Genomic DNA, 26247 nt, shown 5'->3' on the forward strand with positions numbered 1-26247 from the left:
AGGTTAACGGCCGAGACTTCTGGATCTGTATCGATTTAGTACATGGGGGAGGAGATGGTTAGTTCCTTCTTTACTCTTGCGATTCAGCGGCTGTTAGGAGCCGCGGCTTATGGTCCCCCTCAACAGTGATGGTGGGAAAGGCGTAAAGCCATGTTGCAGCAACAGCAGCAGACGCGCACGAACAGCCGCGGCGAAGCCTATGTCATCGGGCCCACGGGGGCTCCGCTGACGCTGAAGGATCTTCCGCCGCCGAATACGGGCCGCTGGGTGATCCGCCGCAAGGCGGAGGTGGTCGCCGCCGTTCGCGGCGGGCTGATCTCGCTTGAGGACGCCCTCGAGCGCTACCGGCTGACCTCGGAAGAGTTCACCGCGTGGCAGGCGTCCATCGACCGCCACGGCATGGCGGGCCTTCGGACCACGCGTCTGCAACAGTATCGCTGAGCCACTCTCCTCCCCCGGATTGGTTCGCGACGTATCGGCCCCGCGCTCCCTCCAGCGCGGGGCCGTTTTCTTTTGGCAGCCTCGCTGCGGCGCAGGCGGTCAGGGCCGGCTCATCGCCAGGTCGGAAATCTTGCGGACCGTGATGGTGATGCGTTCGCGCTCGCCCACGCCGCGCTCCACGAGCAGCCGGGCGACCTGGGCGTCGTCGTGGAAACAGTAGCCCTTGATGGCGTCGAGGATGGCCTTGGCGAGATTGTCCAGGTCGAGCCAGGGCGGCTCGCCCACGTACTCCATGCGGATCTCCACCGAGAACTCGCCCCAGCCCGGCCGCGCGCCACGCCAGACCTTGCGGAAAAACTCGTAGATCAGCGGCTTGTAGTACTTGGCCTGGCTGGTCAGGCCATCCACCACCACGACCAGGGCCGCCCCCTCTTCGCGGGCGCGCACCTTGCCGTGTGAGGTCCAGCCGTCGCTCATAGGGCTCCCTTAGCCTTGCGATCCTGCGCCGTCCCGCTAAACCGCTCCGGCTGTTTGACTGGGAGCTGCTTGATGACCGCGACACGCACCGAGACCGACACCTTCGGCCCCATCGAGGTTCCCGCCGACCGCTACTGGGGCGCCCAGACCCAGCGCAGCATCCAGAACTTCAAGATCGGCTGGGAGCGGCAGCCCATCCCGATCGTCCGCGCCCTGGGGGTGGTGAAGCGCGCGGCCGCCGAGGCCAACATGGAGCTGGGCCGGCTCGACCCCACGATCGGCGCGGCGATCGTCGCCGCCGCCCAGGAGGTGATCGACGGCAAGCTCGACGACCACTTCCCGCTGGTGGTCTGGCAGACCGGCTCGGGCACCCAGTCGAACATGAACGCCAACGAGGTGATCTCGAACCGCGCCATCGAGATGCTGGGCGGGACCATGGGCTCGAAGTCGCCGGTCCACCCGAACGACCACGTCAACATGAGCCAGTCGTCCAACGACACCTATCCGACCGCCATGCACGTAGCCTGCGCCGACGAGGTGGCCCGCCACCTGAACCCGGCGCTGGAGCACCTGCACGCCGCCCTGAAGGCCAAGGCCAAGGCCTTCGAGCACATCATCAAGATCGGCCGCACGCACACCCAGGACGCCACGCCGCTGACGCTCGGCCAGGAGTTCGGCGGCTACGCCCATCAGGTCGCCATGTCGGTCCGGCGGATCAAGGAGAGCCTGTACGGCCTCTATGAGCTGGCCCAGGGCGGCACCGCCGTCGGCACCGGCCTCAACGCACCCATCGGCTTCGCCGAGAAGGTGGCCGAGCGGATCGCGGTGATCACCAAGCTGCCGTTCGTCACTGCGCCGAACAAGTTCGAGGCGCTGGCGGCCCACGACGCCATGGTGTTCAGCCATGGCGCGATCAATTCGGCCGCCGCCGCCCTGTTCAAGATCGCCAACGACATCCGCTTCCTGGGCTCGGGGCCCCGCTCGGGCCTGGGCGAGCTGGCCCTGCCGGAAAACGAGCCGGGCTCGTCCATCATGCCGGGCAAGGTGAACCCCACCCAGGCCGAGGCGCTGACCATGGTGTGCGCCCACATCATGGGCAACCAGACCGCGATGAGCGTGGCCGGCAGCCAGGGCCACTTCGAGCTGAACGTCTTCAATCCGGTGATGGCCTACAACTTCCTGCAGTCCACCCGCCTGCTGTCGGACGCGGCCATCAGCTTCGCGGACAACATGGTGGCCGGCATCGAGGCGCGGGAAGACAACATCAAGGCCAACCTCGAGCGGAGCCTGATGCTCGTGACCGCGCTCGCGCCGAAGATCGGCTACGACAACGCGGCGAAGATCGCCAAGCTGGCGCACAAGAACGGCACCACGCTGCGCGAGGAAGCGGTGGGCGGCGGCTATGTGACGAACGAGGAGTTCGACGCCGTGGTCCGGCCCGAGAAGATGATCAGCCCCGGCTGATGGTGCAGCTGGTCCGCGTCGCCGGCGAGCTGCCGGAGGGCTTCGCGGCCCTTCGCGCGGCCGCCAACGCGGAAAGGTTCAACGCCTTGCGCCGGCTGGAGGCGGAGTGGGCCGCCACCCCGGAGATGTTCGTCTGTCTGCTTGCCGCCTCCTCTCCGGAGGGCCTGTCGGCGATCGGCGGCCTGACCCACGAGCCGGAACCCGGGCCCGAGCGGGCGATGCGCGTCCGCCGCCTGTACGTCCACCCCGACGCCCGCCGGTGCGGCGTGGGCCGCACGCTCGTCAATGCGCTGGTGCAGGAGGCGCTGGACAGCGTGACCCTGGTGACGGTCAACGCCCGCGACACGCTTGCGCCTTCGTTCTGGACGCAACTCGGGTTCAGGGCCGTCGCTGGACGGCCCTGGACGCACGAGTTCCGCGCCGACTACTCCGCCGCGCAGACCAGCGGGTGGTGGTGCGCCCACAGGTGGGCGCGATAGCTCTCGAAGCACTGCTCGCCGGCCACCAGGCGCATGACAGCGCCCTCTGCGATGTACTTCGCGCAGGCCGGGTTTTCCTCAACCAGCGGGATCAGGGCCTCGGCGTTCCAAGCCTTGGAATGCTCGATGTCGAGCTGGGCGTGCAGCACGAAGTACTTCCGCTGCTCGGGCGGGCAGCCCAGGCGCTTCAGGCCCTCGGCCACGGCGCCCACCCGAGTGGGGGCGGTGAGCTCCACGGCGCCCAGGGCGCCGATCGACTGGTAGGCGTAGCGGCGCGTGCTCGCGAAGGCGGTGAGCGTATTGGCCAGGCACAGCGACTGCCAGCAGGTGCCGTCGATGGTGGGCTTCAGGCCCAGGCCCTGGACGGTGCGATCCAGCATCGGCCCGTGCATGCCGCCCATGTGGCCGCGGCCCATCTCATCCCAGTAGTTGCGCGCCAGCTCCATCTTGGGCCGCGCCGAGAGCTTCACCTGAGTCATGGCGACGAGGTCGTCGAAACCCGCCTCGCCGGCGGCCTCCTGGGTCAGGAACCACTTCATCTGCTCGAGGTCAGCCTCGTTCTCGAGCCAGGCGAACAGCGGGTCCCATTGGCCAGGGCCAGTATCCTTCAGGGCCTCGAACCAGGCGATGAAGCCCTCGGGGTCTTCCGGCACGTCGGCCACGAGCGGCTGCACGTGGGCGCGGAACGCCTCCACGAACGCGCCTTCGAGCCGCAGCATGCGGGTGTTCACCGCCAGTTCGGCCTGCCAGTCGTCGTGCGGCGTGGCGACGGCCAGGCGCTGCCGGTTCCACTTCGCGAGGCCGACGTGCAGCATCTCGGCGTCGGGGAACTCGGGGGTGAAAACCCCCAGGCGCGCCAATCTCGTCCCTGGAAACATGGGCACTCCCTCTTTGGATGCAGGGAGCGCCTAACCTGTAGTTTAGTTCCTAGGGCGGAGCTTTCGGGCCCGCGAGCCGGGGCCGCCCTAGGCGCGGCGGGCGACTGCGAAATCGGCCAGGTCGGCCAGGGCGGGACGCCAGCTGTTGCCGCCGAATCCGTCGAGCGCGGCCTTGGCGCTGGAGGCGTACTGGGCGGCGAGCGCCAGGGTGTCGTCCAGGGCGCCGGTCTGCCGCATCAGCTCGCGCGCGCGCTCGAAATCGGCGTCGGTCTGGTCGCGGCGGTCCACCGTGCGAACCCAGAACTCCCGCTCGTTGGGGGTGCGGGCCATGGCCAGCAGCAGCGGCAGGGTGGCCTTGCCTTCCCGGAAGTCGTCGCCCGCGTTCTTGCCCATGGCGCCGGCGTCGCCGGAGTAGTCCAGGGCGTCGTCGACCAGCTGGAAGGCGAGGCCCAGGTCCTGCCCGTAGCGGCGCAAGGCGCGGCAGCGCTCGGGCGAGGCGCCGGCGGAGACCGCGCCCACCTCGGCGGCGGCGGCGAACAGCTCGGCGGTCTTGGCGCCGATGATCTGCAGGTAGACCTCCTGGGAGAGGTCCATGTCGTGGGCGCGGGTCAGCTGCAGCACCTCGCCCTCGGCGATCACCCGGCTGGCGCGCGCCAGGATCTCCAGGGCCGGCATGGAGCCTGCGCCGACCATCAGCTCGAAGGCGCGGGCGAACAGGAAGTCGCCGACCAGCACCGAGGACGGCGCGCCCCAGATCAGGTGGGCCGCGACGCGGCCCCGGCGCAGCTCGGACGAGTCCACCACGTCGTCGTGCAGCAGGGTGGCGGTGTGGATGAACTCCACGGCGGCGGCCAGCTTCAGGCAGGCGTCGTCTCGCGCGCCGGCGAGGCGCGCGGCGGCCACCGTCAGCAGCGGGCGCAGGCGCTTGGCGGAGCCGGCGATCAGGTGGTCGGCGAGCGCCGGGATCACCGGCACCGGGCTGTCCATGTGCTCGCGGATCAGGGCGTCCACCGCCAGCATGTCGGGCCGCGCGAGCTCGAGCAGCGCGTCCAGGGACGGCGGCTTTTCGGCGACGGCCGTACGGGCGGCTTCCACGCGGGTTCGAACTCCTGAGGCGGCGGCGGCCGATGAGGGGGAGGACGGCCGCCGTTTGCCGGGACAATGGTGACGCGCTAGGGCACGGTCAAGCGCGGCCCATAGCCCTTTTGCCCACCCTTACGCCAGCCCCCCGCCCATGGACGACACCACCGAGGACGAGCTGCTCAACGGCCGCGTGCGCCTGCGCCAGTCCGCGCGCGGCTACCGTGCGGGGATGGACGCCGCCCTGCTCGCCGCGGCGTGCGACGCACCCGCCGGCGCGCGGGTCATCGAGGCCGGCTGCGGACCCGGCGCCGCGCTCCTGCAGGCGGCGGTGCGGCGCGCCGAGGCCAGCTTCGTCGGCGTGGAGCGCGACGCGCAGGCCCTGGGCCTGGCGCAGGCGAACATCGCCTTGAACGGCCTCGACGGCCGAGTCGCGGCGGTGGCCGGCGACGTAAGCCAGCCCTTTCCCCGCCTGCAGCTGGCGCCGTTCGACGCGGCCCTGGCCAACCCGCCGTTCTTCGACGATCCCGACAGCCTGCGCGCCCCCGCCCCCGCCCGTCGGGCCGCCTGGATCGCCGACGAGGGTCTCGCCGCCTGGGTCGGCTTCCTGCTGAAGGCGGTGCGCGAGCGCGGGACCATCACCCTCATCCACCGCGCCGACCGGCTGGCCGACATCCTGGACCTTCTCGCGCCCAAGGCGGGCTCGGTGCAGATCCTGCCCGTGCTCCCCTTCGCCGACGCGCCGGCCAAGCGCGTCCTGGTCCGGGCGGTGAAGACCGGCCGCGCCCCGCTGAGGCTGCTGCCGCCCCTGGTCCTGCACGCCCGCGGCGAGACCGGCCACCTGACGCCGGTGGAGGCGATCCTCCGAGGTGAAGCGGCGATCAGCTGGAGCTGAGCTGTGGGTCAATTCGTTCGCGTTTTGTTCTTGCTTTATCGGTGCATTTCGGCGATGATGTGACGCTTGGGGAAGCTGTGCCCGGGCCCGCTCCCCACCACGAGAAGAGGGGGTGCGGAGCGTGAGGTTCATCGAGAAAGCTCAGGAGAAGACGCGCGAAGCCGAACGCGCAATCAGGCAACGGATGCGGGAGGTCAGCCATGACGCGCGAGAACTGGAGGCGCTCGGCCACCAGGTCGTGAAGCGGGCGATCCGAGCGGGGCAGGAGGTTGTCGCCAAGACGCCAACGCAGGTCCGACAACTGGGCCTGGCGGCGGTTGAGGGCCGACTTCCACAAGCCTTGAGCGGCGCAGCTCCAAAGAAGGCCGCGCCGCTTGCTTCGCCAACGAAAAGGTCGACTTCCACCGCCCAGCAACCCGCTAAGCCGCGTCCGGGGAAGAATGTTGTCCGCGAGCAGGTCCGCGCGGGGATCAGCGGCGCGGTAGACGAATTCACGCTCGGGGCCGCCGACCACGTCCTGTCTGCTGGTGAGGCGGTGCTCGGCGGAGGCGTGCAAGGCTTCCGGGACCGTTACGCAGCGGAGATGCGCCAAAGGCGGGCTGACGACGCCTACGACAGCCAACACTACGGCGCCGCGCGCACAGCCGGGCGGGCTGTCGGCCTCGTGGGAGGTCTAGCGGCCACCGGCGGGGCAGCGACCGTGGGCGCCCGCGCGCTCGCCGGCCTTCCACAGACTGCGAAGGTTATGGCTGCAGTGGCCAAGGCGCCCAAGCTCAGGATGGGCGTCGATCCCCGCGGTCTTCCGCAACTTGCGGCCGGCGGCGGCGCCGTGGGCGGAGTGGGGGCGCAGGTCGTCGAAGACTCGGTCTCGGGACGCCTGAGCTCTCCAGGGCAGTATGCCGCCTCTGCCCTCGGTGGTGCGACCGGCGGGGTGGCGACCCTGCGGTACGGACCGATGCATGGCGGGGCGATCGGCGGGGCCAGCGAGGCGGCGGCGAGCGATCTTGCGGCGGGACGCCTCCCCTCTGCAGACCGGGCTATCGGCTCGGCCCACGGCGCCGCCATGCTGGGCAAGGTGGGTGACGTGGTGGGAACCTACCGGACAGCGACGTTACCCGCTCACCTGAAGGGCAAGGTGGGCGAGGCGCTCTCGTATGGCAAAACGCTGGCGCGGGGGAAGGTCCCGAACGTGAAGCCAGGCAGAGTAAAGGTCGGGAATAGCAAGTACAGCATTCCCGATCAGCAGATTGGCGACGATTTCCTGGAGGCCAAGATGGGGCCTTCCGCCGACTTGACCAAGAACCAGCGACTCCATAGGGCGAAACTCAACCGTGAGGGCAAAGAGCTTATCATCGACGCCTGGCAGTTCCGGGACGTTGGAAGGGCGGCCGGGATCGTCGGCGCGCCGCTCGGCGGGATCTGGGAGAACGAGGAGGCGAGGCTGTGGCCCGGAAGGTGAAGCGCACACAGCCGACCAAGCGCGTGCGCCTCGCCGCCGCCGTGCGGGAAGCCATGGCGCCGTTCATGCGCGCGCATGGCTTCGATCACCCCCCGAAGACGGCATACAGCTACACCAATCAGTACCCGCGCGTGGATCACTGGTACCGCTGGGTCGGCGACGAGCGCCAGTGTCTTGCCCTCGTCTGGGCGAACTACACCGCACCGAGGTTCTCGATCGAGTGGTGGGATGACAGCAAGTTGGTTGGGGGGCGCCATATGCCGAGATTCTACCTTCGGCCGTGGCGGCTAAGGTTCATGGGGCGCACGCTGTACGGGGGATGCTTCGGCGGCCTATGGCCGATCTCCACGACCGTGCGCCGGGCAATGAAGCGCTTCGAAGAGCTTCTCAACCATTGGGACACGGGGGAGGCGTCGCCCAACTTGGGCCTCGACGCGCGCTACGTGTCTTCCTCGGATTTCATGGAGTGGCAGCCCGATCGTCCGAAGCTGCAGCAGCCGAAGTGACCCCAGGTCCGAGGGTCGTCAGCCGCACACCTTGCTGCGGCTGGCGGCGGTGTCCTGCAGGAGCTTGTCCAGCAGGACGAAGTCGATGGCCTCGGGCTTGCGGAAGCGGATGCAGCTCTTGCCGGCGTCCAGCCCGTTCAGCGCCTCGGCGTTGCGGGCGTGCACCTCGGGCGGCACGTAGAGCGAGATGTACTGCTTCTGGGCGTTGAAGGCGAAGGTCGCCTCGCCGCCCGCCGAATAGGTCGGCATGCCGTAGCGCATCTCCTCCACGAAGCCCGGCAGGTTCCGGAGCGCGCTTTCCCGGATCTTTTGCAGGTAGGGCGCGCGCTTCGGGTCGGCCTCGGCGAGCCAGGCCTCTACGCTCGCCGCCTCGGACTGGACCATGCGCGCCCTCCTCCTCAGTCGATGCCGAGACGCTCCCGGTAGGTCTCGTGCACCAGGTCGTGCCATTCCGGGTGCTTGGTGATGTAGGCGGCGATGAACGGGCAGAGCGGGATCACCTTGAGGCCCTGCTGACGCGCATAGCCCAGAGCCGCCTTGGCCAGGGCGGAGCCGACGCCGCGGCCTTCGAAGACCTCGGGGACCACGGTGTGCGGCAGGATGACGCCGTGATCGACCAGGCGGTACTCGGCGAAGGCGATCTCGTCCTCCAGCTTCGCCTCGAACCGGCGGGTGTCCTCGTTCATCACGACGTCGATGGGGGCGGCTTCGGACATGGGAACTCCTGAACTTTCGCCCATTCTTGACGCCGTGCGCGCCGTCCGCCAAGCTCTGCAGCGTCACGTCCACACGAGCGCAGGAGGAAGCGATGTCGACGCCCATTGTCCGCACAGCCCTTCGCCGCGCCGACGTGCAGCCCGCCTAAGGCGGGACCGGATCTCCACACAGCCAGGGACTTCCGCGGTCGGCGCCTGAACGGCTCTGCGACCTTCTTCAGGATGTCCTCCATTGATCGAACAATATGGCTGGAGCGATGCGCTCCAGCGTGACTTCGCGCCCTTCGCCGCCGAAGGGCTCTCCCCTGCCCGCGTCGTCGTCCAGCAGCGCGGCCTGTGGCGGCTGGTGACCGCGGCGGGGGAGCGCACCGCCGTCCTCGCCGGGCGCCTGCGCGACGCCCCCGACTGCCCGCCGGTGACCGGGGACTGGGTGGCGGCCGAGCTGCCGGCGGCCGAGGGACCGGCCCTGATCCGGGCGGTGCTGCCGCGCCGAACGGCCTTCGTACGCTGGGCCGCCGGCCCGGCCGGCGGGCGGCAGGTGGTGGCGGCCAACGCCGACGTCGCCTTCCTCGCCGCTTCGCTCAACGCCGACCTCAGCCTGCGGCGCCTGGAGCGCTACCTGGCCTTGGCCTACGAGAGCGGAGCCGAACCGGCGATCGTGCTCACCAAGGCCGACGCCTGCCCGGACGTGGCGGCCGCCGTCGCCGAGGTGGAGGCGATCGCCTTCGGCGTCCCGGTGCTGCCGGTCTCCGCCGTCACAGGCACAGGTCTCGACGCTCTTGCCGGCTGGCTGGCGCCCGGGCGCACCGCGGTCCTGCTGCGCTCCTCCGGCGTCGGCAAGTCGACCCTGGTGAACGCCCTGGCCGGCGCCGAGCGGATGGCCACCCGCGGGATCATCGAGGCGGGCGCGCGGGGACGGCACACCACCACCCACCGCGAGCTGGTCCGGCTGCCTTCCGGCGGGCTGATCCTCGACACCCCGGGGATGCGGGAGCTGGGGCTGGTGGACGCCGAAGCGGGGCTGTCGGCCACCTTCGCCGACCTCGAGGCCCTGGCCGCCGGCTGCCGTTTCCGCGACTGCGGCCATGCCGGCGAGCCGGGCTGCGCCGTCGGCGCGGCGGTGGAGATGGGCGAGCTGCCGGCGCAGCGGCTGGCCAGCTGGCGCAAGCTGCAGCGCGAGCTGGCCCACGAACGGCGGCGCGAGGACCCGCTCGCCCGGGAGGCCGAGCGCAGGCGCTGGGCGGGGATCCACAAGGCCGGCCGGGCGCGCACGCGCGCCAAGCGCGACGGATGGGAGTAGGCGGACAGCAGAAGGGCCCGGGGAGCGATCCCCGGGCCCTGAGCTTGCGTCCGGACCCCGACCTTCGCCGGGGTGAGGGGGCGGCTTCGCCGCTCGCTCAGTTCCGCGCGGTGTCCACCAGCTTGTTCTTGGTGATCCAGGGCATCATGGCGCGCAGCCGCTGGCCGACCTCCTCGATCTGGTGCTCGGCGGCGCGGCGACGCGTGGCCTTGAAGCTCGGCTGGCCCACGGCGTTCTCGGCCATGAAGTCGCGCACGAAGCGGCCGGACTGGATGTCTTCCAGCACGCGCTTCATCTCGGCCTTGGTCTCGGGCGTCACGATCCGCGGGCCGGTGACGTACTCGCCGTACTCCGCCGTGTTGGAGATCGAGTAGTTCATGTTGGCGATGCCGCCCTCGTAGATGAGGTCGACGATCAGCTTCACCTCGTGCAGGCACTCAAAATAGGCCATCTCCGGCGCATAGCCGGCTTCCACCAGGGTCTCGAAGCCGGCGCGGATCAGCTCCACGAGGCCGCCGCAGAGCACGGCCTGTTCGCCGAACAGGTCGGTCTCGCACTCCTCGCGGAAGTTGGTCTCGATGATCCCCGAACGGCCGCCGCCGATCGCCGAGGCATAGGCCAGGCCGAGGTCCATGGCGCCGCCGGTGGCGTCCTGATGGATGGCGATCAGGCACGGCACGCCGCCGCCCTTCTGGTACTCGCCGCGCACGGTGTGGCCGGGGCCCTTGGGGGCGACCATCAGCACGTCCACGCTGCCCTTGGGCTCGATCAGGCCGAAGTGCACGTTGAGGCCGTGGGCGAACATCAGGGCCGCGCCGTCACGGATGTGGGGCGCGATCTCCTCGCGGTAGATGTCGCGCTGCAGCTCGTCCGGCGCCAGGATCATGATCGCGTCGGCCCAGGCCGCGGCCTCGGGGACGGTCATCACCTTCAGGCCGTCGGCTTCCACCTTCTTGGCGGTGGACGAGCCGGGGCGCAGCGCCACGGCGACGTTCTTCACGCCGGACTCGAACAGGTTGAGCGCGTGCGCGCGGCCCTGGGAGCCATAGCCTACGATGGCGATCTTCTTGTCCAGGATGCGGGAAAGGTCGGCGTCGCGGTCATAGTAGACGCGCATGATTGTTCTCCTAGGACAGTCGAAAGTCGCCCCTGCGCGCAACGCAGGCGCAGCAAAGCCGGCGCTTTCCAGCGGTTTTTTGCGCCGAGGTCAAGGGAAGGACGGGCTATTGCAGTGCGTCAAAGCCGCAGCCGCGCCATGCCGATGGAGTCCACGTACTCGCCGTCGCGCCAGGCGTAGGCCCGCATCAGCCCCTCGCGCTCGAAGCCGAAGCGCTCGTAGAGGGCGATGGCGCGACCATTGTCGGCATAGACGCTGAGCTCCAGCCGCTTGATGTTCCACCAGCGGTCGGCCAGCTCGACCACCGCGGTCATCAGGGCCGAGCCGACGCCGCGCCCGGCGAAGTCGTCGTGCACCGCCATGCCGAGGCTCGCGGTATGGATCCGCCGGTGCCACGGCTCGCGGTGCAGGCCGATGGAGCCCACCACCCGGCCGTCCACCTCGGCCACGAGGGCCCGGTTGTTGTGGTCCGTGGCGTCGAAGCGCTTCTGGCGCATCTCCACGGGCATGTAGGGGGTCTGCAGGGTGCCCCAGACCGCACGCGGCTGGTTCATGACCTCGGTGATGGCGGGGATGTCCGTGCTCTCCATGGCGCCGACCCGGATGGGCGAAGGCGGCTCTGTCATGGTCGGTCTCCTGAAGGCCGGAGACGGACAGGGCCCACGAAAAAGCCCCGTCCGGGCTCCGGCGGGGCTGGTGTGGGTGACTTCGCGAGGTGGTGTCAGCTGCGCGCGCGTTCCCGTCCCGAGCCGCCGGAGGCGGTGCAGGAGGTAAGATTTACGAACGAGGCGAAGCCGCTGCGCATGGCAGGAGCTTAACGCAGGCCTCGAAGCTTGGCAAAGCAGGGACATGATCGAGGTCACGCCTTCCATCGCGCTGCAGGACGACGAGGTCGTCTGGAAGGCGGTGCGCGCGTCCGGTCCCGGCGGGCAGCACGTGAACAAGACGTCCACGGCCGTGGAGCTGCGGTTCGACGTGCGCGGCTCGCCGTCGTTGCCGGAGCCCGTGCGCGCGCGGCTCTACCGGCTGGCCGGCAGCCGGCTGACCCAGGAGGGCGTGCTGGTGCTGGTGGCCCAGAACCGGCGCTCGCAGGAGCTGAACCGGCAGGACGCGGTCGAGCGGCTCCTGGAGTTGCTCCGTGAGGCGGCCAAGCCGCCGCCGCCGCCGCGCAAGAAGACTAAGCCGACCTACGCCTCGAAGCTGAAGCGTCTCGAGGGCAAGACCAAGCGGTCGACCGTCAAGGCCATGCGCGGCCGTCCGCGAGGCGACGACTAGCGCCGGAGGACTGGCCTCATTTGGTCGCATTGGCGTATAGGCTTGCGACCCATGTGGAAGCTTAGCCCGATCACCGCCGCCGCCCTGTCGAGCCTCGCCGTCGCCGCCTGCGCGCCGAGCCTGGGCCCGCCGCCTCCGGGCCGGCCGAGCGGGCCGCCGGGGTTCCAAGCCGCCGACTTCGCCTGGTCGCAGGCAGCGGGCCGCAACGGCGTCGCGGGCCACGTCGCCCACCGTCGCGGCGCGACCCGCTACAGCTGCGCAGGAGCCGGGGTGGTGCTGACGCCCGAGACGCCCTGGTCGCGCGCCCGCATGGCGGCGCTCTACGGCTCCACCGAACGGGCGGCGCTGCCGACCGAGGCGGTGCGCGCCCGCACGCCGAACGCGCCGGCCGGCGACGCCGGGCCGTACGTGAAGCGCACCACCTGCGACGTCCAGGATCGGTTCAGCTTCTCGGGCCTGGCCGACGGCGCCTGGTACGTGATCACCACTGCCCGGCCCGTCGGCGAGCCACAGGGCGAGAGCGTGGCGCTGATGCGGCGGGTGATCACCCGCGGCGGGCGCACCGTCGCGCTCGAACTCTAGGCGAAGAATCCCAAGGCTGCGCTGAACCTCCGTTCTTCCACGGGGTTCCGCTAACCGGCGGCGCGGCTGCACGCGCCGGTGGGAGATCTGCACATGCGCCCAGCCTTCGGGGCCGCCCTGGCCTGCATCCTAACACTTGCGTTCGGAGTCCCGGCTTCGGCGCAGCAGGCCCTGGCCGCCAAGACCGAGCGCGCCACATCGGCCCAGCGCTTCGCCCAGCCGGCGAGCTACCAGGGCCCGGTCACCGAGAAGGGCTATTCCGCGCGCCAGCGCCGGATCGCGGACTGCCTGGCCACCTACCCGGGGTACGACCCCCGCACCGACCGCATCCAGGTGGCGCCCGGCGTCACCCGGGCCTGCGTGCTGCAGGTGGCCGAAGCTCGGCGCTAGGAACCGAAGGCCGCTCTCCCGGTTCCCCGCGACTTGAGGGATGCACCGAGGAGAAGACGACATGCGCAAGATCATCGGCGCAACGGTGGCAGGCCTCGCCCTTGTCGGCAGCGCGGCGGCCATGACCTCCACCGCCCAGGCCCAGCCCGGTTACTACTATAACCCGCAGCCCTACTATGGCGGGTACAACCCCGGACCCTATTACAACAACGGCTACCCCAACGGGTACTATGCGCCTGGGTACAACTATAACCGTGGCTACTACGGGAATGACGGCTCGCTCGCCGGCATCGCCGGGGCGGTCCTCGGCTCCGTTCTGGGCGGCGGCTACGCCGGCGGTTACGGCTACGGGAATGTGCCGGTCGACCAGTACGGGCCCGACCCGAACGGGATGATCGGTCCCGACGGCCGCCGGATCAAATGCAAGCTGAAGCGGACCTACGACAGCTACTACCGCGGCTACGTCACCCGCCGCGAGTGCCGCAGCCGGTAGGCCGCCGATCCTCCCCCGCTGACGCGGGGGAGGACCTCCGAAGTCAGTGCACCTTCGCCCGGCCGATGGCGAGGCCATCGCCCGACGAGCCCACCTCGATCACCTGGCCGTCGTCCAGCTCGCCCGCCAGAAGCTTGCGGGCGATAGGGTCGACCAGCTCCTTCTGGATCACCCGCTTCAACGGGCGCGCGCCGTACACCGGGTCGTAGCCGCGCTCGGCCAGCCAGTGCATAGCGTTGGCGTCCAGGCTGATCGCCATGCGGCGGTCGGCCAGCAGCTGCTCCAGGCGCTTCAGCTGGATGCGGACGATGTTGTCCATCTCCGCGCGGCCGAGCCGCTTGAAGAGGATGATCTCATCGATCCGGTTCAGGAACTCCGGCCGGAAGTGGCGGCGCACAACGTCCATCACGGCGGGGCGCGCGGTGTCCACGTCGTCGCCGTCGGCGAGGTTGGCCAGGTACTCCGAACCCAGGTTGCTGGTCATGATGATCAGCGTGTTGCGGAAGTCGACCGTGCGGCCCTGGCCGTCCGTCAGGCGACCGTCGTCGAGCACCTGCAGCAGGACGTTGAACACATCCGGGTGGGCCTTCTCCACCTCATCGAACAGCACGACCTGGTAGGGGCGCCGCCGCACGCTCTCCGTCAGCGCGCCGCCTTCGTCGTAGCCGACGTAGCCCGGAGGCGCGCCGATCATCCGGCTGACCGAGTGCTTCTCCATGTACTCGCTCATGTCGAGGCGGGTGACCGCCGCCTCGTCGTCGAACAGGAACTCGGCGAGCGCCTTCGTCAGCTCCGTCTTCCCCACACCAGTGGGACCCAGGAACAGGAACGAGCCGATCGGACGGTTCGGGTCCTTCAGGCCGGCGCGCGCCCGCCGCACGGCGTCGGAGACGGCGACGAGGGCCTCCTCCTGGCCGACAACGCGGTCGCGCAGCTTGTCCTCCATCTGGAGCAGCTTCTCGCGCTCGCCCTCGAGCATCTTCTCCACGGGCACGCCGGTCCAGCGGGAGACCACCGCGGCGATCTGCTCGGCGTCGACCACCTCGGGCGTCATGGCGTCCTGCCCGCCTTCGGCGGCCTCCGCCTCGGCCAGCCGCTTCTCGAGGGCCGGGATCTCGCCGTAGGCGATCTCGGAGGCGCGCTGCAGGTCGCCCCGGCGCTGGGCGTTGACGAGTTCGGCGCGCAGGCGGTCAAGCGCCTCCCGGGCCTGGGCGGCGTTGCCCACCTTCTCCTTCTCGGCGCGCCAGCGGGCGGTCATCTCGGCCGACTGGGCCTCGAGCTCGCGCAGCTCCTCCTCCAGCTTCTCCAGCCGGTTCTTGGACGGGACGTCGGTCTCCCGGGTCAGCGCCTCTCGCTCAATCTTCAGCTGCACGACTCGGCGATCGATCTCGTCCAGCTCCTCCGGCTTGGAGTCCACCGCCATCCGCACTCGGCTGGCCGCCTCGTCCACGAGGTCGATCGCCTTGTCCGGCAGGAAGCGGTCGGTGATGTAGCGGTTGGAGAGCGTCGCAGCGGCCACGATGGCGCTGTCGGAGATGCGCACGCCGTGGTGCACCTCGTACTTCTCCTTCAGCCCGCGCAGAATCGAGACGGTGTCCTCCACCGTCGGTTCCGTCACCATCACGGGCTGGAAGCGGCGGGCGAGCGCGGCGTCCTTCTCCACGTGCTTGCGATACTCGTCGAGGGTCGTCGCGCCGACACAGTGCAGCTCGCCCCGGGCCAGGGCCGGCTTCAGCAGGTTGGAGGCGTCCATGGCGCCGTCCGTCTTCCCGGCCCCCACCAGGGTGTGCATCTCGTCGATGAAGAGGACAATGGAGCCTTCGGCTGCGGTGACCTCGTTGAGCACCGCCTTCAGCCGCTCCTCGAACTCGCCGCGGTACTTCGCGCCTGCGATGAGGCTGCCCATGTCGAGCGCCAGGAGCTTCTTGTCCTTCAGGCTCTCCGGAACGTCGCCGTTGACGATCCGCAGCGCCAGGCCTTCGACGATGGCGGTCTTGCCGACGCCAGGTTCGCCGATCAGGACGGGATTGTTCTTGGTCCGGCGCGACAGGACCTGGATGGTCCGGCGGATCTCCTCGTCGCGGCCGATCACAGGGTCGAGCTTGCCGTCGCGGGCGGCCTGGGTGAGGTCGCGGGCGTAGCGCTTCAGGGCGTCATAGCCCTCCTCGGCGGACGCGCTGTCGGCGGTCTTCCCTTTGCGCAGCTCGCCGGCGGCGGTCTCCAGGGCCTTGGTGTTGACGCCGGCCGCCTTCAGGGCGTTGGCCGCGTCGCCGCCTTCGCGGGCGATGGCGATCAGCAGGCGCTCGGTGGTCACGAAGGCGTCCCCAGCGGCCTTGGCCCCCTGCTCTGCGTCGGCGAAGACGCGCGCCGTCTCCGGCTTCAGGTAGAGCTGGCCCGAGCCGCCCTCCACCTTGGGCAGCTTCCCCAGCTGGGCGTCCACGGCGCGGTCAGCCTCGTCAGGGCGGCCGCTCGCGCTCTGGATCAGGGCGCGGCTCAGGCCGTCGCGCTCCTCCAGGAGCACCTTCAGCAGATGCTCGGGCGCGAGCTGCTGGTGGCGGCGGGCGAGCGCCAGGCTCTGGGCCGACTGGATCGCCTGTTTGGCGCGGTCGGAATAGATGTCGATGTTCATCGGGTCCCCTCTTCAGGCGGATTGGCAGGGGTCGCCTTGAGCAAGCACGACCCTTACCGTGAGCGGATGTAGTGTGGCGCAAAGGTCACACAAGTCCCACCGACCGTGAAATCACATCCGCCGGCGCGGGCCGGCGGCGCCTCAGCTGGAGGGCTCCGTCACGCAGGCGGATTATGCCGCTCCAGGAAGGCGATCACCGCCTCCAGCATGGCCAGCCGCGTGTCGGCCTGCGAAAGCCAGTGGTCCTCGCCCGGCTGGACGATCAACTCCACGGGCTTGCCGGCGCGCTGCAGGGCCTCCGCCATGACGCGGCTCTGCTCCAACGGCACCACCGTGTCGTCGCGGCCGTGCACGAGCAGGATCGGGCCTTTGACCTTGTCGGCGTGCAGTGCTGGCGAATAGGCGGCCAACACCGGGTCGCGGCTGTTCTCCGCCCCCATGAACCGCGTCCACCACCGCCGCGCGGCGACGCCTCGCTGGTCCGCCGCCCAGTCGACGAAGCGCTTCAGGTCCGACAATCCAGCCACCGAAGCCGCGCATCGGTAGGCTTCGGGCTCAAGCGCGGCGCCAGCCAGGGCCGCATAGCCGCCGTAGCTCGCCCCCACAATGCACACCCGGCGCGGATCGATGACGCCCTGGCTGGCCAGGTGCGCGACCCCATCGGAGAGGTCGGTCTGCATCTTGCGCCCCCACTGGCCGAAGCCGGCGGACAGGTGATCCCACCCGTACCCCGACGAGCCGCGGAAGTTGACCTGCAGGACGGCGTACCCACGCGAGGCCATGGCCTGCGCCCACCAGTCGAAGCCCGGCGCGTCGCGCGCGGCCGGCCCGCCGTGCGGAAAGACCACCAATGGCAGGTTCTTGGCGGGGACGTCGCGGGGCGTGGTGAGGTAGCCGGCGAGTTCCAGCCCGTCCCGGGCCTTGAACCGCAGGGGCGCGACCGGCGAGATGTGCTCGGGCGTCAGGTCCACGTACTCAGGGCCGATAAAGCTCGCCTTCTTCTGATCGAGGTCGACCAGGGCGTAAGCGGGCCCCTCGGTCGGAGAATCGGTCAGGACGATGATCACCTTCCGGTCGTTGGACCAGGACACGAGCGTCAGGCGGCCGCCCTTGAACGCGGCCCTCACGCTCCTCCAGGCGCGGTCGTCCGCGGGATCGAAGAAGGTGTAACGGTCCTCGTCGCCCACGAGCGCGTACGTGCCGATCAGGCGCTGGCTGACCGGATCGAAGACCAGGTGATCAACGTCCTCGGCCGGCAGCGGCTCGCCAAGCGAGCCATCGAGACCGATCTCTCGCAGCACATAGCCGTTGGCCGCCATCTCACCGATCAGAACGGATTTGCCGTCACGCCCCAGTCCGGCGAGATAAGGCGGCTCGTTCAGCGCCTGGACGTTGCGGACCTCCTTCCACGCGATCCCGTCCTTCAGCTTGAGCGCCCAGCGGCCGGAGCTTTGGTCGTAGAGCGTCTGCGCCAGGGGCTCGCCGCCCGGTCCGATCAGCATGTCCTCCGTGTCGCGGCCGCCGAACTCCACCACGTCGCTCTGGCCGTTGCTGAGGTTGGCCTTGAAGAGGGTGAGCACCCCGTAGGTGTCGCGGAAGGCCACACCACGGAGGAAGAGAGCCGGCTGGCCGCCGACCATGCGGACCTCCGGCGGCCCCGCCAGCACGTTGAGCGTGCCGCTGACCTCGTCGTTCTTTCCCTTGCCCTTCATGTGGCTGCCGGTCTGCTGCCGGACCGGCGGTGCGCCGAGCAGTCGCTGCAGCTTGTTGGTCGCCAGGCTCAGGTGGAAGGCCTGGAGGTGCTCGCGCCGCCGCGTGTTCGTCACCCCCATCAGTGTCCCGGTGCGCGAGGTCGTCAGGACGACGTCCCTCGACCCCACCCAGTCGATGCCGCGCACCTTGACCTCGCCCAGCCCGAACCGTGCGGTGGAGCCATCCTTCAGATCGCGGATGAGCAGCTGCCGCTGACCGTCCTTGACCATCACGACGGCGAAGGCCGACCCATCGGGGGCCACCTGGGCCTCGTCGATGGTCGGCAGGCGCCCGTAGATCGCCAACGGCGGCGAAGCGGCGACGGCCGGCCCACCCAGAAAGACGGCGATCGCCGCCACGATGCTCAGAAGTCGGATCATTCCACACCCCCCGGTCCCATGGCCAAGCTTGGACCGCGATGGAGCGCGGGCGCAAGCCGCCTTGGTCTCAGCCCAGGGGTTCGGCGGGCCGGGTGTAGACGCGGGTCACGTAGCGGACCTGCTCGCCGGCCGTCCAGATGACGTGCTCGATGCCGGTGATCTCGTGAACGAGCCCCGGATGCGCGCCCTCGAGGTCAAGAGGCTGCAGGCGGTCGCCTCTGTTCATGGGCGTGAACGGATCGTCGCTGTCGACCTTCCACAGCAGGTCCTCGGCCCCGCCCGGCCCGTAGAGCTCAAGGCTGTAGCGCTTCAGCTGGTCCGCCCTGAGCCGCGTGGTCATGGCGGCTGAACGCCGCGACCAAAGCTCAGTTCACCTCGGTCTTCTTCGGCGGCTCGGGCGGCAGCGGGGCGACCGGCACGCCGTCCTCGACCAGCTCGCGAACCTCCTTGGGCGTCGCCTGGCCGTAGATGCCGCGCTGTTCCGCCTTGCCCTCGTGGATGGCCCGGGCTTCGCGGGCGAAGGCGTCGCCCACGTCGTCGAAGTTCTCCTCCACGTGCCGGCGGATCTGGCCCAGGGCCTGCATCATCATGGCCTGCATCTGCGGGTTCGGCTGGTCTTTCAGCGCCGTGCGCTTGGTGCCGGCGACCGCCGGGGCCATGATCTGCTTGCGCACCGCCTTGGAGGCGCACAGGGGGCACTCCAGCAACCCTTTCGTCTGCTGGTCGTCGAAGTCGGCCGACGAGCCGAACCACCCTTCGAAGCCGTGGTCGTGCTCGCAGGTGAGCGCGTACTTGATCATGCCGCGCATATAGGCGCTGGCCCTACGGCGACGCCAGAGGGCCGGGCTTTCCTCCGGAGCGGAGGCGGAAGGCGCGCTAGGCCGCCTGCTGCAGCAGCGGGTCGAGCTTGCCCTCGCGCTCAAGGGCCATCATGTCGTCGCAGCCGCCGATGTGCTGCTCGCCGATGAAGATCTGCGGAAACGTCGCGCGGCCGGAGCGCTGCATCATCTCCGCGCGCTTCTCGGGATCGAAGGCGGCCTCGATCTCGGTGAACGCGACCCCCTTCTTCTCCAGCAGCGAGACCGCGCGGATGCAGTAGGGGCAGTAGGGCTTGGTGTAGATGGTGACGTTGGCCATGGCGCTCTAACAAAAGCCAGTCGGGAGCGGTTTCATATAGTGAGTCCCCCGCGTTCCTTCACCCGGGCCACCACAGCGAGGTCCACGCGCGCGGCGCCGGCCGCCTTCAGGGCCCGCGCGCAACCCTCCGCCGTCGCCCCGGTCGTCATCACGTCGTCGATCAGCAGGATGCGGCGGCCCCGCACCTGACCGGCGCGCGAGGCCGGGACGTGGAAGGCGGCGGCGACGTTCCGCATGCGCCCTGAACCCGACTTTCCCGCCTGGGTCTCGGTGGCGCGGCGGCGGACCAGGGCGTCGGGCAGGTAGGGCACGCCGCTCAGGCCGGACAGCGGCCGCGCGATCTCGGCGGCCTGGTTGTAGCGCCGGCGCAGCAGGCGCAACGGATGCAGCGGCACAGGCACGATGGCGTCGGCCGTCTCCAGCAACTCGCGGGCGGAGCGCGACACCCAGCGGGCGAGCAGCGGGGCGAGGTCGAGGCGGTCGCCGTGCTTCAGCATCAGGATCGGCTCGCGCGAGACCTCGTCGTAGAGGCAGGCCGCCCGCGCCGCATCGAAGGACCGCGGCTTCGCCAGGCAGGCCGGGCAGCGCTCGCCCGGATCGTACTCGAAGGGCTGGCCGCAGCCGTCGCAGACCGGGCCGTCGAGGAAGTGGATCCGGCTCCAGGTCTCCGCCGAAAGGCCGCCGGCCAGGGGCGCCGGCCCGCCGTCCAGCGCCTGCGGCGGGAAGATCATGTCGAGCGCCCCGCGCCACAGCGCTTTTGCGCGCGGCCCCGGTTCCCATCGGCCCTCGAAGCGACCATCTTCCGCGGCCATGTCCGCCCCGCCCCTGATCTTCGACCGCGCCCTGCACCGCAAGCGCCTGGACCGCGCCGCCGGCGGCTACGCCCGCGCCGACTTCCTGCAGCGCCGCGCGGCCCTCGACGTGGCCGAGCGGCTGGAGGCGATCATGCGGGACTTCCCGCTGGCCGTCGACCTGTCGGCGCGCGGCGGCGCCTTCCGGGAAGCACTGGCGGCGGGGCCGGCGGCCGCCCGCATCGGCACACTGATCGAGGCCGACCTGTCGCCGCGCATGCTGGGCGGCCGCGCCGGGCCCCGCGTGGTGCTGGACGAGGAGCGCCTGCCCTTCGCGCCCGAGAGCCTGGACCTGGTGGTCTCGACCCTGGGCCTCCACTGGACCAACGACGTCGTGGGCGCTCTCATCCAGGCCCGGCGCGCGCTGAAGCCCGACGGCCTGTTCATCGGCGCCTTCCTGGGCGGCCAGACGCTGACCGAGCTGCGCCAGTCTCTGGTGGCGGCGGAGGCTGAGATCCTGGGGGGCGCCGGCAGCCGGGTCTCTCCTTTCGCCGACACCTCCGACGCCGCCAGCCTGCTGCAGCGGGCCGGCTTCGCCCTGCCCGTCGCCGACCTCGACCGGATCAGCGTCACCTACGAGCACCCGCTGAAACTGCTCTACGACCTGCGCCAGATGGGCGAGACCAGCGTGCTCGCCGAGCGCCACCCGAAGGCGCTCACCCGCGCCATCCTGCACCGGGCCTTCGAGATCTACAGCGAACGGTTCGCGGACCCGGACGGGCGCGTGCGCGCCACATTCGAGATCATCACCCTCACCGGCTGGGCGCCGCACGTCAGCCAGCCGCAGCCGCTGCAGCCGGGCTCGGCCAAGATGCGCCTGGCCGACGCCCTAGGGACCGTCGAGCACCGGCTGCCCGGCGGCCGCTAAGCTTCCTAATCCTCCGCTAACCTAAAAGCGCGACAACCGACCGCGGCTACGCTTCCGCAGGCTAGGCCTACGGTGGCGCTTCGGGGGGCTCCCAAGACGGGAGTCAGTTGTGACATCCAACATCGGACACTGGGGCCTTGCCCTGGCGACGGCGGCCGGTTGCGCCGCGATCCTGGCCGGCTGCGCCAGCGGCGGCGGCCGCGTCTCGGCAAAGGCGCCCGAGCGCGCGCCCTCCGGAGCGGCGCGCGCCGACCGCGGCCTGGAGGGTCGGGCCAGCGCTTTCGAAAGCTTCATGCGCAAGGCCGGGGCGATCGACGCCGGCTTCTCTGGGCCGGCCGACGTCGCCGCCGCCCTGCAGGTCGGCGCAGGCTACGACCCGCAGGAGCTGCAGGCGGGCATGGTCGCCTACGCCGCCGTCGCCGCCCTGCAGGAGCCGCGGTTCGTGGATGGCGTGCGCAGGGCAAGCCGAGGCGACCTCGCCCGCCGCATCGCCGCCGACCCCGCCGCCGCCCTGGCGCTTCCGGGCGCCGAGGCCGCCGCGGCCCGCGCGGGCGGAGCCCTGGCCCGTCAGGGGGACGCCCTGGCCACAGACGGCCGCAAGGTGAAGCAGGCCGCCTATTCCGTTCAGAAGCACGGCTGGTCGAAGCAGAAGGTGGTCAACGCCCCGGCCCGGCTGGCGCGGGTGAAGGCGATCTCGGCCACCGGCTACCGGCCCGCGGCCGGCGACCAGGCCCAGCTCTATCGCGCCGTCGCCGACAGCGGCCGGCGCAGCGGCGCGCCCTCGCCCGTCATCCAACGCGGGGTGGCCCTGGCGGCGCTCTCCGTGCTCGGGGAGGAAGGCCGCGGCAAGGCGCTGATGAGCGAGGCGCGCAGCGGCATGTGCCTGAAGATGGCCAAGCTCAACCTCTACCAGTGCCTGGCCAGCGCCGGCCCGCACTACGAGGACGTCTACTGCCTGGGCGTCCACGCCATGCTGGAGCCGGCGAGCTGCGTGACCGACGCGGTGAAGGGGCCGAAAGCCGGAGTGCAGAAGGCGAACTGGGGCAGGTGACCTGCCCTCCCCGATCATGGGGAGGGGGACCGTCGGCCGAGCGCCTAGGAAGAGGTGGGCGGAGGCGGGCCCTCCCTAATCGCCCAGCAAGTGCAGCACCACCTCCCGGCGGTGGGGCCGCGCGCGGTGCTCGAAGAGGTAGAGGCCCTGCCAGGCGCCGAGCGCGAGCCGCCCTCCCACCAGCGGCACGGAGAGCTGCACCTGGGTGAGCGCGGTGCGCAGGTGCGCCGGCATGTCGTCCGGGCCTTCGTCCTGGTGGCGGTAGCCGGAGCTCTCGGGGGCCAGCCGGGCGAAGTAGTCCTCCAAGTCGCGCCGCACGTCGGGGTCGGCGTTCTCCTGGATCAGCAGGCTGGCCGAGGTGTGCCGGCAGAACAGGGTCAGCAGCCCCGTCTGCATCCCTTGCGCCGTCGCCCAGCCCTGGGCGTCGCGGGTGAACTCGTGCAGCCCCTGGCCCCGGGTCTGGATCGCCAGCGTGTGCGCCGCCTGGCGCATCAGACCAGGTCCCGCAGCCAGGCCACCAGAGGCGCGTCCGCGGGCGGCATCTCGTAGTCGCCCAGGCGCGCCGGCTTCACCCAGGCCATGGCCTTGTGCTCCCGGTTTTCGGGCCGGCCCTCCCAGCGCCGCACCAGGTAGAGCGGCATCAGCAGGTGGAAGGCCTCGTACTCGTGGCTGGCGAACACGAAGGGCGCGAGGCAGGCGTGGCTCACCTTGATGCCCAGCTCCTCGTCGAGCTCGCGGATCAGGCAGGCCTCCGGCGTCTCGCCGGCCTCCACCTTGCCGCCCGGAAACTCCCAGAGCCCGGCGAGCTGCTTGCCCTCGGGCCGCTGGCAGATCAGCACCCGCCCGTCGCTGTCGATCAGGGCGGCGGCGGCCACGAGCACGATGGACTTCCCGGTCATGCCGCGGCCTTCGCCCGCCTGCGCCCAAAATGCAACGGCCCCGGAACAATCGCCGAACGCGGGTTGACTTCACAGACTGCATCGCCCATCTGGCCGCTACGCCCTTAAAGAAGGCGTATGTCCGCGCTCCAGCCGCGTGGGGCCTCGCAAGAGGCTCAGCCTGTCGAGCGCAACGGACCTTCTCATAGATCGCCCATCACGCGGGGCGCTTCCCCAAAGACCCGCGTCCCGCGCCCTCGGCAGAGTCCGACTGGGCGCGCTCGGCGCATACGTGAAAGCTGAAGCTTGACCCAATTCACTGACCTTGGCCTGGCCAAGCCCCTTCTCAAGGCGCTGGCCGACGAAGGCTACACCACGCCCACGCCGATCCAGGCGCAGGCGATCCCGGGCGTCATGGACGGCCGCGACCTGCTGGGCATCGCCCAGACGGGCACCGGCAAGACCGCCGCCTTCGCCCTGCCGATCCTCCATCGCCTGGCCGAGAACCGGAAGCCGGCGCCCCGCAAGAGCGCCCGGGTCCTGGTGCTGTCGCCCACCCGCGAGCTCGCCACCCAGATCGGCGAAAGCTTCAAGGCCTACGGCCGCCACCTCGGCATCTCGGTGGCGGTGGTGTTCGGCGGCGTGAAGTACGGCGCCCAGATGAAGGCCCTGGCGCCCGGCATCGACGTGCTGGTGGCCACCCCCGGCCGCCTGCTCGACCACATCCAGGAGAAGACCATCACGTTGGAAGGCGTGGAGACCTTCGTCCTCGACGAGGCCGACCAGATGCTGGACATGGGCTTCATCGTGCCGATCCGGCGCATCGTGAAGTTCCTGCCCCGCCAGCGGCAGAACCTGTTCTTCTCGGCCACCATGCCGAGCGAGATCGAGAAGCTGACGACTGAGATCCTCAACCCGAACCCGCTGAAGGTCTCCGTCACCCCCGCGGCCACCACCGTGGAACGGATCAACCAGAAGGTCCTCTTCGTGGAGCAGCAGCGCAAGCGCGCCCTGCTGGCCGAGCTGTTCGACGACCAGAGCTTCAAGCGCGTCATCGTCTTCACCCGCACCAAGCGGGGGGCTGACCGAGTGGCCAAGTCGCTCGAGCAGGTGGGCGTCGAGGCGGCCGCCATCCACGGCGACAAGAGCCAGGGGCAGCGCGAGCGGGCCCTGGCCGAGTTCAAGGCCGGCCGCGTCCGCGCGCTGGTGGCCACCGACATCGCCGCCCGCGGCATCGACATCGACGCGGTCAGCCACGTGGTGCAGTTCGAGCTGCCGAACGTGCCGGAGGCCTATGTCCACCGGATCGGCCGGACCGCCCGCGCCGGCGCCGACGGCTCGGCCGTGGCCTTCTGCGCCGACGATGAGCGGGGGCTGCTGAAGGACATCGAGAAGGTGACGCGTCAGCGGATCCCGTCCTTCGATCGCCGCAACGACAAGCAGCTGGGCGCCGCCACGGCGGTGATGCCGGAGGTCGGCAAGCCGGACCGCGAAGACACCCGCGGCCAGCCCCGCGCCCAGCCGCACCGCGGCCAGCACCAGCCGAAGCGCAACCGCAACCACTCCGCGGCCAAGCCGGGCCACCGTCATGAGGGCGCGCCCGCGCGTTCCGGCGGCGGCGGCGAGCGGCCGGCGCAGGCCAAGCCGGCCGGCGGCGGCTTCAAGGGTCCGCGCCGTGGCCGCAGCAGCAGCGGCGGCGGCGGCGGTGGACGACGCGAAGGGGTGTGGTCGAACCACTAGGTCCGACCTCACGCTGGTCGTGGCTGGGACTCTCCCGGCCGCCTCACGATCACGGCGCCGCCCGCGGACAGCAGGCGGCGCCGTTTTCGTTTTTCAGCGCTGCGTCGCGCGAAGCCTAGCTCCGATAATCACCGTTGATCTCGACGTAGCGCTTGGTGAGGTCGCACGTCCAGATCGAGGCCGAGGCGCGGCCCATGCCCACGTCGACGGTGACCTCCAGGTCCTGCCGCTTCATGTAGGCGCTCATCTTCTCCTCGTCGTAGGAGGGGGCGATCAGGCCGTCCTGGGCGGCCCAGTAGGGGCCGAACTTCACCGACAGGCTGTCGCGGTCGATGGGCTCCTCGGCCTTGCCGACCGCCATGACGATGCGGCCCCAGTTGGCGTCCTCACCCGCGAACGCCGTCTTCACCAGCGGGCTGTCGCAGATCGTCCGCGCGATCTTGCGGGCCGAAGCGGCGGTCTCGGCGCCGGTCACCGTTACCTTGATGAACTTGGTGGCCCCCTCCCCATCGCGCACCAGCTGGTGGGCGAGGTTCATCAGCACCTGCTCGAGCTTGTCGCGGAAGTCGGCCAGCCGGCGGTCCCCCGCCCGGCTGATCTTCGGCGCGCCGGACGCGCCGGTGGCGAACAGCAGCAGGGTGTCGTTGGTGGAGGTGTCGCCGTCCACCGTGACCGCGTTGAAGGTGTTGCGGGTGTAGAGGTTGACCAGGTTCTGCAGCGCCGTTGGCGTGATCGCCGCATCGGTGACCACGAAGGCCAGCATGGTGGCCATGTCCGGCGCGATCATTCCCGAGCCCTTGCAGATCCCGCCGATCCGGACCGTCACGCCATCGATCTTCGCCTCGGCATAGGCGCCCTTCGGGAAGGTGTCGGTGGTCATGATGGCGCGGGCGGCGCCGGCCCAGCCGTCCGGGGTCAGGCGCTGCTCCACCTCGGGCAGGCGGTGGCTGATCTTGGCGTCGTCCAGCAACACGCCGATCACCCCCGTGGAGGCGACCATCACGTCGCGCTGGCGGCAGTCGAAGCGCTTGCCCACCGCCGAGGCCACCCGCCGGACGGCGTCCGCGCCCGGGCGGCCGGTGAAGGCGTTCGCGCAGCCGGCGTTGACCACCAGCGCCCGGACGCCATCGCCCTTGGTGGCCTCCAGCTGGCGCTTGCACCAGTCCACCGGGGCCGAGCCGACCGAGCTGCGCGTGAAGACGCCGGCGCAGCTGGCGCCCTCCGGGAAGTGCATCACCAGCAGGTCTTCGCGGTCGTATTTGTAGAAGCCGGCCCGGCCGGTCGCCATTTCAACGCCCGGGATCGGCGGCATTTCCGGGAACGGCACGGCCAGAGGCGAGACCGGCAGGGCCTTGCCGCCCGAAGGGGCCGCGGGCGCGGCAGGCGGCGCCGGCGCGGCGAACTGGCTG

Annotated in this window: 30 protein-coding genes; 14 read left to right on the forward strand and 16 right to left on the reverse strand. The window is 70.4% G+C overall.

Translation table 11 applies throughout. The features are described 5' to 3' along the window. Window positions 1-150 precede the first annotated feature (150 nt). Window positions 151-441 carry a CtrA inhibitor SciP gene (gene sciP / locus VIL67_RS09430; RefSeq protein ID WP_332048624.1) on the forward strand — a complete coding sequence of 97 codons (291 nt, stop codon included), beginning with the start codon at window positions 151-153 and terminating at the stop codon, window positions 439-441. Between the two features lie 99 nt (window positions 442-540). Here sciP and VIL67_RS09435 read toward each other — a convergent pair whose 3' ends face one another. Beyond that, window positions 541-918: a RusA family crossover junction endodeoxyribonuclease gene (locus VIL67_RS09435; protein WP_332048625.1), complete on the reverse strand. Its 378-nt coding sequence runs from the start codon at window positions 916-918 to the stop codon at window positions 541-543. Window positions 919-990: 72 nt separating this feature from the next. Between VIL67_RS09435 and fumC the strand changes: the two genes are divergently transcribed. Both fumC and VIL67_RS09445 read left to right on the forward strand, forming a co-directional pair. Continuing rightward, a complete protein-coding gene (gene fumC, locus VIL67_RS09440) occupies window positions 991-2382 on the forward strand; it encodes a class II fumarate hydratase (RefSeq protein ID WP_332048626.1) in 1392 nt (463 codons plus the stop codon). Then, entirely contained in the window at window positions 2382-2861 is a 480-nt protein-coding gene (locus VIL67_RS09445; protein ID WP_332048627.1) for a GNAT family N-acetyltransferase, read from the forward strand. Before fumC ends, VIL67_RS09445 begins: the two co-directional genes overlap by 1 nt. Here the strand turns inward: VIL67_RS09445 and VIL67_RS09450 are convergent. Then, the gene (locus VIL67_RS09450; RefSeq protein ID WP_332048628.1) at window positions 2807-3739 is read right to left on the reverse strand and encodes an iron-containing redox enzyme family protein; all 933 of its coding nucleotides are present in this window, start codon (window positions 3737-3739) and stop codon (window positions 2807-2809) included. The two genes, VIL67_RS09445 and VIL67_RS09450, sit on opposite strands and share 55 nt — an antisense overlap. An 87-nt stretch (window positions 3740-3826) precedes the next feature. After that, window positions 3827-4792: a polyprenyl synthetase family protein gene (locus tag VIL67_RS09455; RefSeq protein WP_332048969.1), complete on the reverse strand. Its 966-nt coding sequence runs from the start codon at window positions 4790-4792 to the stop codon at window positions 3827-3829. 181 nt (window positions 4793-4973) lie between these two features. Between VIL67_RS09455 and VIL67_RS09460 the strand changes: the two genes are divergently transcribed. The 3 genes from VIL67_RS09460 to VIL67_RS09470 all read left to right on the forward strand — a co-directional run bounded on the left by VIL67_RS09460 (window position 4974) and on the right by VIL67_RS09470 (window position 7679). Next, the gene (locus VIL67_RS09460) at window positions 4974-5714 is read left to right on the forward strand and encodes a tRNA1(Val) (adenine(37)-N6)-methyltransferase (protein WP_332048629.1); all 741 of its coding nucleotides are present in this window, start codon (window positions 4974-4976) and stop codon (window positions 5712-5714) included. A gap of 121 nt (window positions 5715-5835) precedes the next feature. Continuing rightward, entirely contained in the window at window positions 5836-7173 is a 1338-nt protein-coding gene (locus VIL67_RS09465; protein ID WP_332048630.1) for a hypothetical protein, read from the forward strand. After that, complete coding sequence (locus VIL67_RS09470; protein ID WP_332048631.1) at window positions 7158-7679, forward strand: hypothetical protein; 522 nt, start codon at window positions 7158-7160, stop codon at window positions 7677-7679. Before VIL67_RS09465 ends, VIL67_RS09470 begins: the two co-directional genes overlap by 16 nt. Window positions 7680-7697: 18 nt before the next feature. Here the strand turns inward: VIL67_RS09470 and VIL67_RS09475 are convergent, their stop codons facing one another. Together VIL67_RS09475 and VIL67_RS09480 are read right to left on the reverse strand one after the other, a co-directional pair. Beyond that, window positions 7698-8063, reverse strand: coding sequence for an iron chaperone (locus VIL67_RS09475; RefSeq protein ID WP_332048632.1), 366 nt, complete (start codon window positions 8061-8063; stop codon window positions 7698-7700). A gap of 14 nt (window positions 8064-8077) precedes the next feature. Beyond that, the gene (locus VIL67_RS09480) at window positions 8078-8395 is read right to left on the reverse strand and encodes a GNAT family N-acetyltransferase (protein ID WP_332048633.1); all 318 of its coding nucleotides are present in this window, start codon (window positions 8393-8395) and stop codon (window positions 8078-8080) included. Window positions 8396-8627: 232 nt separating this feature from the next. Between VIL67_RS09480 and rsgA the strand changes: the two genes are divergently transcribed. Beyond that, window positions 8628-9695, forward strand: a complete 1068-nt coding sequence (gene rsgA / locus VIL67_RS09485) for a ribosome small subunit-dependent GTPase A (protein WP_332048634.1) — start codon at window positions 8628-8630, stop codon at window positions 9693-9695. Window positions 9696-9792: 97 nt separating this feature from the next. On the opposite strand, the gene ilvC is transcribed toward rsgA, so the two are convergent. Continuing rightward, window positions 9793-10812 (reverse strand): ketol-acid reductoisomerase, encoded by a 1020-nt coding sequence (ilvC, locus tag VIL67_RS09490; protein ID WP_332048635.1) that lies wholly within the window; start codon window positions 10810-10812, stop codon window positions 9793-9795. A gap of 119 nt (window positions 10813-10931) precedes the next feature. After that, window positions 10932-11438: a GNAT family N-acetyltransferase gene (locus VIL67_RS09495; RefSeq protein WP_332048636.1), complete on the reverse strand. Its 507-nt coding sequence runs from the start codon at window positions 11436-11438 to the stop codon at window positions 10932-10934. Window positions 11439-11661: 223 nt separating this feature from the next. On the opposite strand from VIL67_RS09495, the gene arfB reads away from it, so the two are divergent. From arfB to VIL67_RS09515, 4 genes are all read left to right on the forward strand, one after another. Beyond that, a complete protein-coding gene (gene arfB / locus VIL67_RS09500; RefSeq protein ID WP_332048637.1) occupies window positions 11662-12087 on the forward strand; it encodes an alternative ribosome rescue aminoacyl-tRNA hydrolase ArfB in 426 nt (141 codons plus the stop codon). 51 nt (window positions 12088-12138) lie between these two features. Beyond that, the gene (locus tag VIL67_RS09505; RefSeq protein WP_332048638.1) at window positions 12139-12669 is read left to right on the forward strand and encodes a hypothetical protein; all 531 of its coding nucleotides are present in this window, start codon (window positions 12139-12141) and stop codon (window positions 12667-12669) included. 93 nt (window positions 12670-12762) lie between these two features. Beyond that, entirely contained in the window at window positions 12763-13059 is a 297-nt protein-coding gene (locus VIL67_RS09510) for a hypothetical protein (RefSeq protein WP_332048639.1), read from the forward strand. A 61-nt stretch (window positions 13060-13120) separates the two neighbouring features. Next, entirely contained in the window at window positions 13121-13552 is a 432-nt protein-coding gene (locus tag VIL67_RS09515) for a hypothetical protein (RefSeq protein WP_332048640.1), read from the forward strand. Between the two features lie 43 nt (window positions 13553-13595). On the opposite strand, the gene clpB is transcribed toward VIL67_RS09515, so the two are convergent. From clpB to VIL67_RS09545, 6 genes are all read right to left on the reverse strand, one after another. After that, the gene (clpB, locus tag VIL67_RS09520) at window positions 13596-16181 is read right to left on the reverse strand and encodes an ATP-dependent chaperone ClpB (protein WP_332048641.1); all 2586 of its coding nucleotides are present in this window, start codon (window positions 16179-16181) and stop codon (window positions 13596-13598) included. Between the two features lie 158 nt (window positions 16182-16339). Further along, window positions 16340-18313 carry an alpha/beta hydrolase family protein gene (locus VIL67_RS09525; protein WP_332048642.1) on the reverse strand — a complete coding sequence of 658 codons (1974 nt, stop codon included), beginning with the start codon at window positions 18311-18313 and terminating at the stop codon, window positions 16340-16342. A gap of 67 nt (window positions 18314-18380) precedes the next feature. Beyond that, on the reverse strand, window positions 18381-18653 hold the full coding sequence (locus VIL67_RS09530; protein ID WP_332048643.1) for a hypothetical protein: 273 nt from the start codon (window positions 18651-18653) through the stop codon (window positions 18381-18383). 25 nt (window positions 18654-18678) lie between these two features. Continuing rightward, window positions 18679-19113, reverse strand: a complete 435-nt coding sequence (locus VIL67_RS09535; protein ID WP_332048644.1) for a DUF1178 family protein — start codon at window positions 19111-19113, stop codon at window positions 18679-18681. Between the two features lie 76 nt (window positions 19114-19189). Continuing rightward, a complete protein-coding gene (gene grxC, locus VIL67_RS09540; protein WP_332048645.1) occupies window positions 19190-19450 on the reverse strand; it encodes a glutaredoxin 3 in 261 nt (86 codons plus the stop codon). A gap of 32 nt (window positions 19451-19482) precedes the next feature. After that, window positions 19483-20262 carry a ComF family protein gene (locus VIL67_RS09545; RefSeq protein ID WP_332048646.1) on the reverse strand — a complete coding sequence of 260 codons (780 nt, stop codon included), beginning with the start codon at window positions 20260-20262 and terminating at the stop codon, window positions 19483-19485. On the opposite strand from VIL67_RS09545, the gene VIL67_RS09550 reads away from it, so the two are divergent. Continuing rightward, window positions 20261-21169 carry a methyltransferase domain-containing protein gene (locus VIL67_RS09550; protein WP_332048647.1) on the forward strand — a complete coding sequence of 303 codons (909 nt, stop codon included), beginning with the start codon at window positions 20261-20263 and terminating at the stop codon, window positions 21167-21169. The two genes, VIL67_RS09545 and VIL67_RS09550, sit on opposite strands and share 2 nt — an antisense overlap. A gap of 109 nt (window positions 21170-21278) precedes the next feature. Next, window positions 21279-22220, forward strand: a complete 942-nt coding sequence (locus tag VIL67_RS09555) for a hypothetical protein (RefSeq protein ID WP_332048648.1) — start codon at window positions 21279-21281, stop codon at window positions 22218-22220. Between the two features lie 75 nt (window positions 22221-22295). On the opposite strand, the gene VIL67_RS09560 is transcribed toward VIL67_RS09555, so the two are convergent. Together VIL67_RS09560 and mutT are read right to left on the reverse strand one after the other, a co-directional pair. Then, on the reverse strand, window positions 22296-22712 hold the full coding sequence (locus VIL67_RS09560) for a secondary thiamine-phosphate synthase enzyme YjbQ (RefSeq protein WP_332048649.1): 417 nt from the start codon (window positions 22710-22712) through the stop codon (window positions 22296-22298). Next, the gene (mutT, locus tag VIL67_RS09565) at window positions 22712-23119 is read right to left on the reverse strand and encodes an 8-oxo-dGTP diphosphatase MutT (RefSeq protein WP_332048650.1); all 408 of its coding nucleotides are present in this window, start codon (window positions 23117-23119) and stop codon (window positions 22712-22714) included. The genes VIL67_RS09560 and mutT overlap by 1 nt, the downstream gene beginning before the upstream one ends. 285 nt (window positions 23120-23404) lie before the next feature. On the opposite strand from mutT, the gene VIL67_RS09570 reads away from it, so the two are divergent. Continuing rightward, complete coding sequence (locus VIL67_RS09570; protein WP_332048651.1) at window positions 23405-24838, forward strand: DEAD/DEAH box helicase; 1434 nt, start codon at window positions 23405-23407, stop codon at window positions 24836-24838. Between the two features lie 115 nt (window positions 24839-24953). Here VIL67_RS09570 and argJ read toward each other — a convergent pair whose 3' ends face one another. Beyond that, window positions 24954-26165, reverse strand: a complete 1212-nt coding sequence (gene argJ, locus VIL67_RS09575; RefSeq protein ID WP_414696205.1) for a bifunctional glutamate N-acetyltransferase/amino-acid acetyltransferase ArgJ — start codon at window positions 26163-26165, stop codon at window positions 24954-24956. Window positions 26166-26247: the final 82 nt, after the last annotated feature.

The organism is Phenylobacterium sp. (genome assembly GCF_036563385.1).
In the GTDB taxonomy this organism is placed as follows: domain Bacteria; phylum Pseudomonadota; class Alphaproteobacteria; order Caulobacterales; family Caulobacteraceae; genus Phenylobacterium.

What these genes read in the sequence shown, in the direction of transcription:
- sciP (WP_332048624.1), top strand. Translation starts at nt 151, where the DNA reads ATGTTGCAGCAACAGCAGCAGACGCGCACGAACAGCCGCGGCGAAGCC.
- VIL67_RS09435 (WP_332048625.1), bottom strand. Translation starts at nt 918, where the DNA reads ATGAGCGACGGCTGGACCTCACACGGCAAGGTGCGCGCCCGCGAAGAG.
- fumC (WP_332048626.1), top strand. Translation starts at nt 991, where the DNA reads ATGACCGCGACACGCACCGAGACCGACACCTTCGGCCCCATCGAGGTT.
- VIL67_RS09445 (WP_332048627.1), top strand. Translation starts at nt 2,382, where the DNA reads ATGGTGCAGCTGGTCCGCGTCGCCGGCGAGCTGCCGGAGGGCTTCGCG.
- VIL67_RS09450 (WP_332048628.1), bottom strand. Translation starts at nt 3,739, where the DNA reads ATGTTTCCAGGGACGAGATTGGCGCGCCTGGGGGTTTTCACCCCCGAG.
- VIL67_RS09460 (WP_332048629.1), top strand. Translation starts at nt 4,974, where the DNA reads ATGGACGACACCACCGAGGACGAGCTGCTCAACGGCCGCGTGCGCCTG.
- VIL67_RS09475 (WP_332048632.1), bottom strand. Translation starts at nt 8,063, where the DNA reads ATGGTCCAGTCCGAGGCGGCGAGCGTAGAGGCCTGGCTCGCCGAGGCC.
- VIL67_RS09480 (WP_332048633.1), bottom strand. Translation starts at nt 8,395, where the DNA reads ATGTCCGAAGCCGCCCCCATCGACGTCGTGATGAACGAGGACACCCGC.
- ilvC (WP_332048635.1), bottom strand. Translation starts at nt 10,812, where the DNA reads ATGCGCGTCTACTATGACCGCGACGCCGACCTTTCCCGCATCCTGGAC.
- VIL67_RS09495 (WP_332048636.1), bottom strand. Translation starts at nt 11,438, where the DNA reads ATGACAGAGCCGCCTTCGCCCATCCGGGTCGGCGCCATGGAGAGCACG.
- arfB (WP_332048637.1), top strand. Translation starts at nt 11,662, where the DNA reads ATGATCGAGGTCACGCCTTCCATCGCGCTGCAGGACGACGAGGTCGTC.
- VIL67_RS09505 (WP_332048638.1), top strand. Translation starts at nt 12,139, where the DNA reads ATGTGGAAGCTTAGCCCGATCACCGCCGCCGCCCTGTCGAGCCTCGCC.
- VIL67_RS09510 (WP_332048639.1), top strand. Translation starts at nt 12,763, where the DNA reads ATGCGCCCAGCCTTCGGGGCCGCCCTGGCCTGCATCCTAACACTTGCG.
- VIL67_RS09515 (WP_332048640.1), top strand. Translation starts at nt 13,121, where the DNA reads ATGCGCAAGATCATCGGCGCAACGGTGGCAGGCCTCGCCCTTGTCGGC.
- clpB (WP_332048641.1), bottom strand. Translation starts at nt 16,181, where the DNA reads ATGAACATCGACATCTATTCCGACCGCGCCAAACAGGCGATCCAGTCG.
- VIL67_RS09525 (WP_332048642.1), bottom strand. Translation starts at nt 18,313, where the DNA reads ATGATCCGACTTCTGAGCATCGTGGCGGCGATCGCCGTCTTTCTGGGT.
- VIL67_RS09530 (WP_332048643.1), bottom strand. Translation starts at nt 18,653, where the DNA reads ATGACCACGCGGCTCAGGGCGGACCAGCTGAAGCGCTACAGCCTTGAG.
- VIL67_RS09535 (WP_332048644.1), bottom strand. Translation starts at nt 19,113, where the DNA reads ATGATCAAGTACGCGCTCACCTGCGAGCACGACCACGGCTTCGAAGGG.
- grxC (WP_332048645.1), bottom strand. Translation starts at nt 19,450, where the DNA reads ATGGCCAACGTCACCATCTACACCAAGCCCTACTGCCCCTACTGCATC.
- VIL67_RS09550 (WP_332048647.1), top strand. Translation starts at nt 20,261, where the DNA reads ATGTCCGCCCCGCCCCTGATCTTCGACCGCGCCCTGCACCGCAAGCGC.
- VIL67_RS09545 (WP_332048646.1), bottom strand. Translation starts at nt 20,262, where the DNA reads ATGGCCGCGGAAGATGGTCGCTTCGAGGGCCGATGGGAACCGGGGCCG.
- VIL67_RS09560 (WP_332048649.1), bottom strand. Translation starts at nt 22,712, where the DNA reads ATGCGCCAGGCGGCGCACACGCTGGCGATCCAGACCCGGGGCCAGGGG.
- mutT (WP_332048650.1), bottom strand. Translation starts at nt 23,119, where the DNA reads ATGACCGGGAAGTCCATCGTGCTCGTGGCCGCCGCCGCCCTGATCGAC.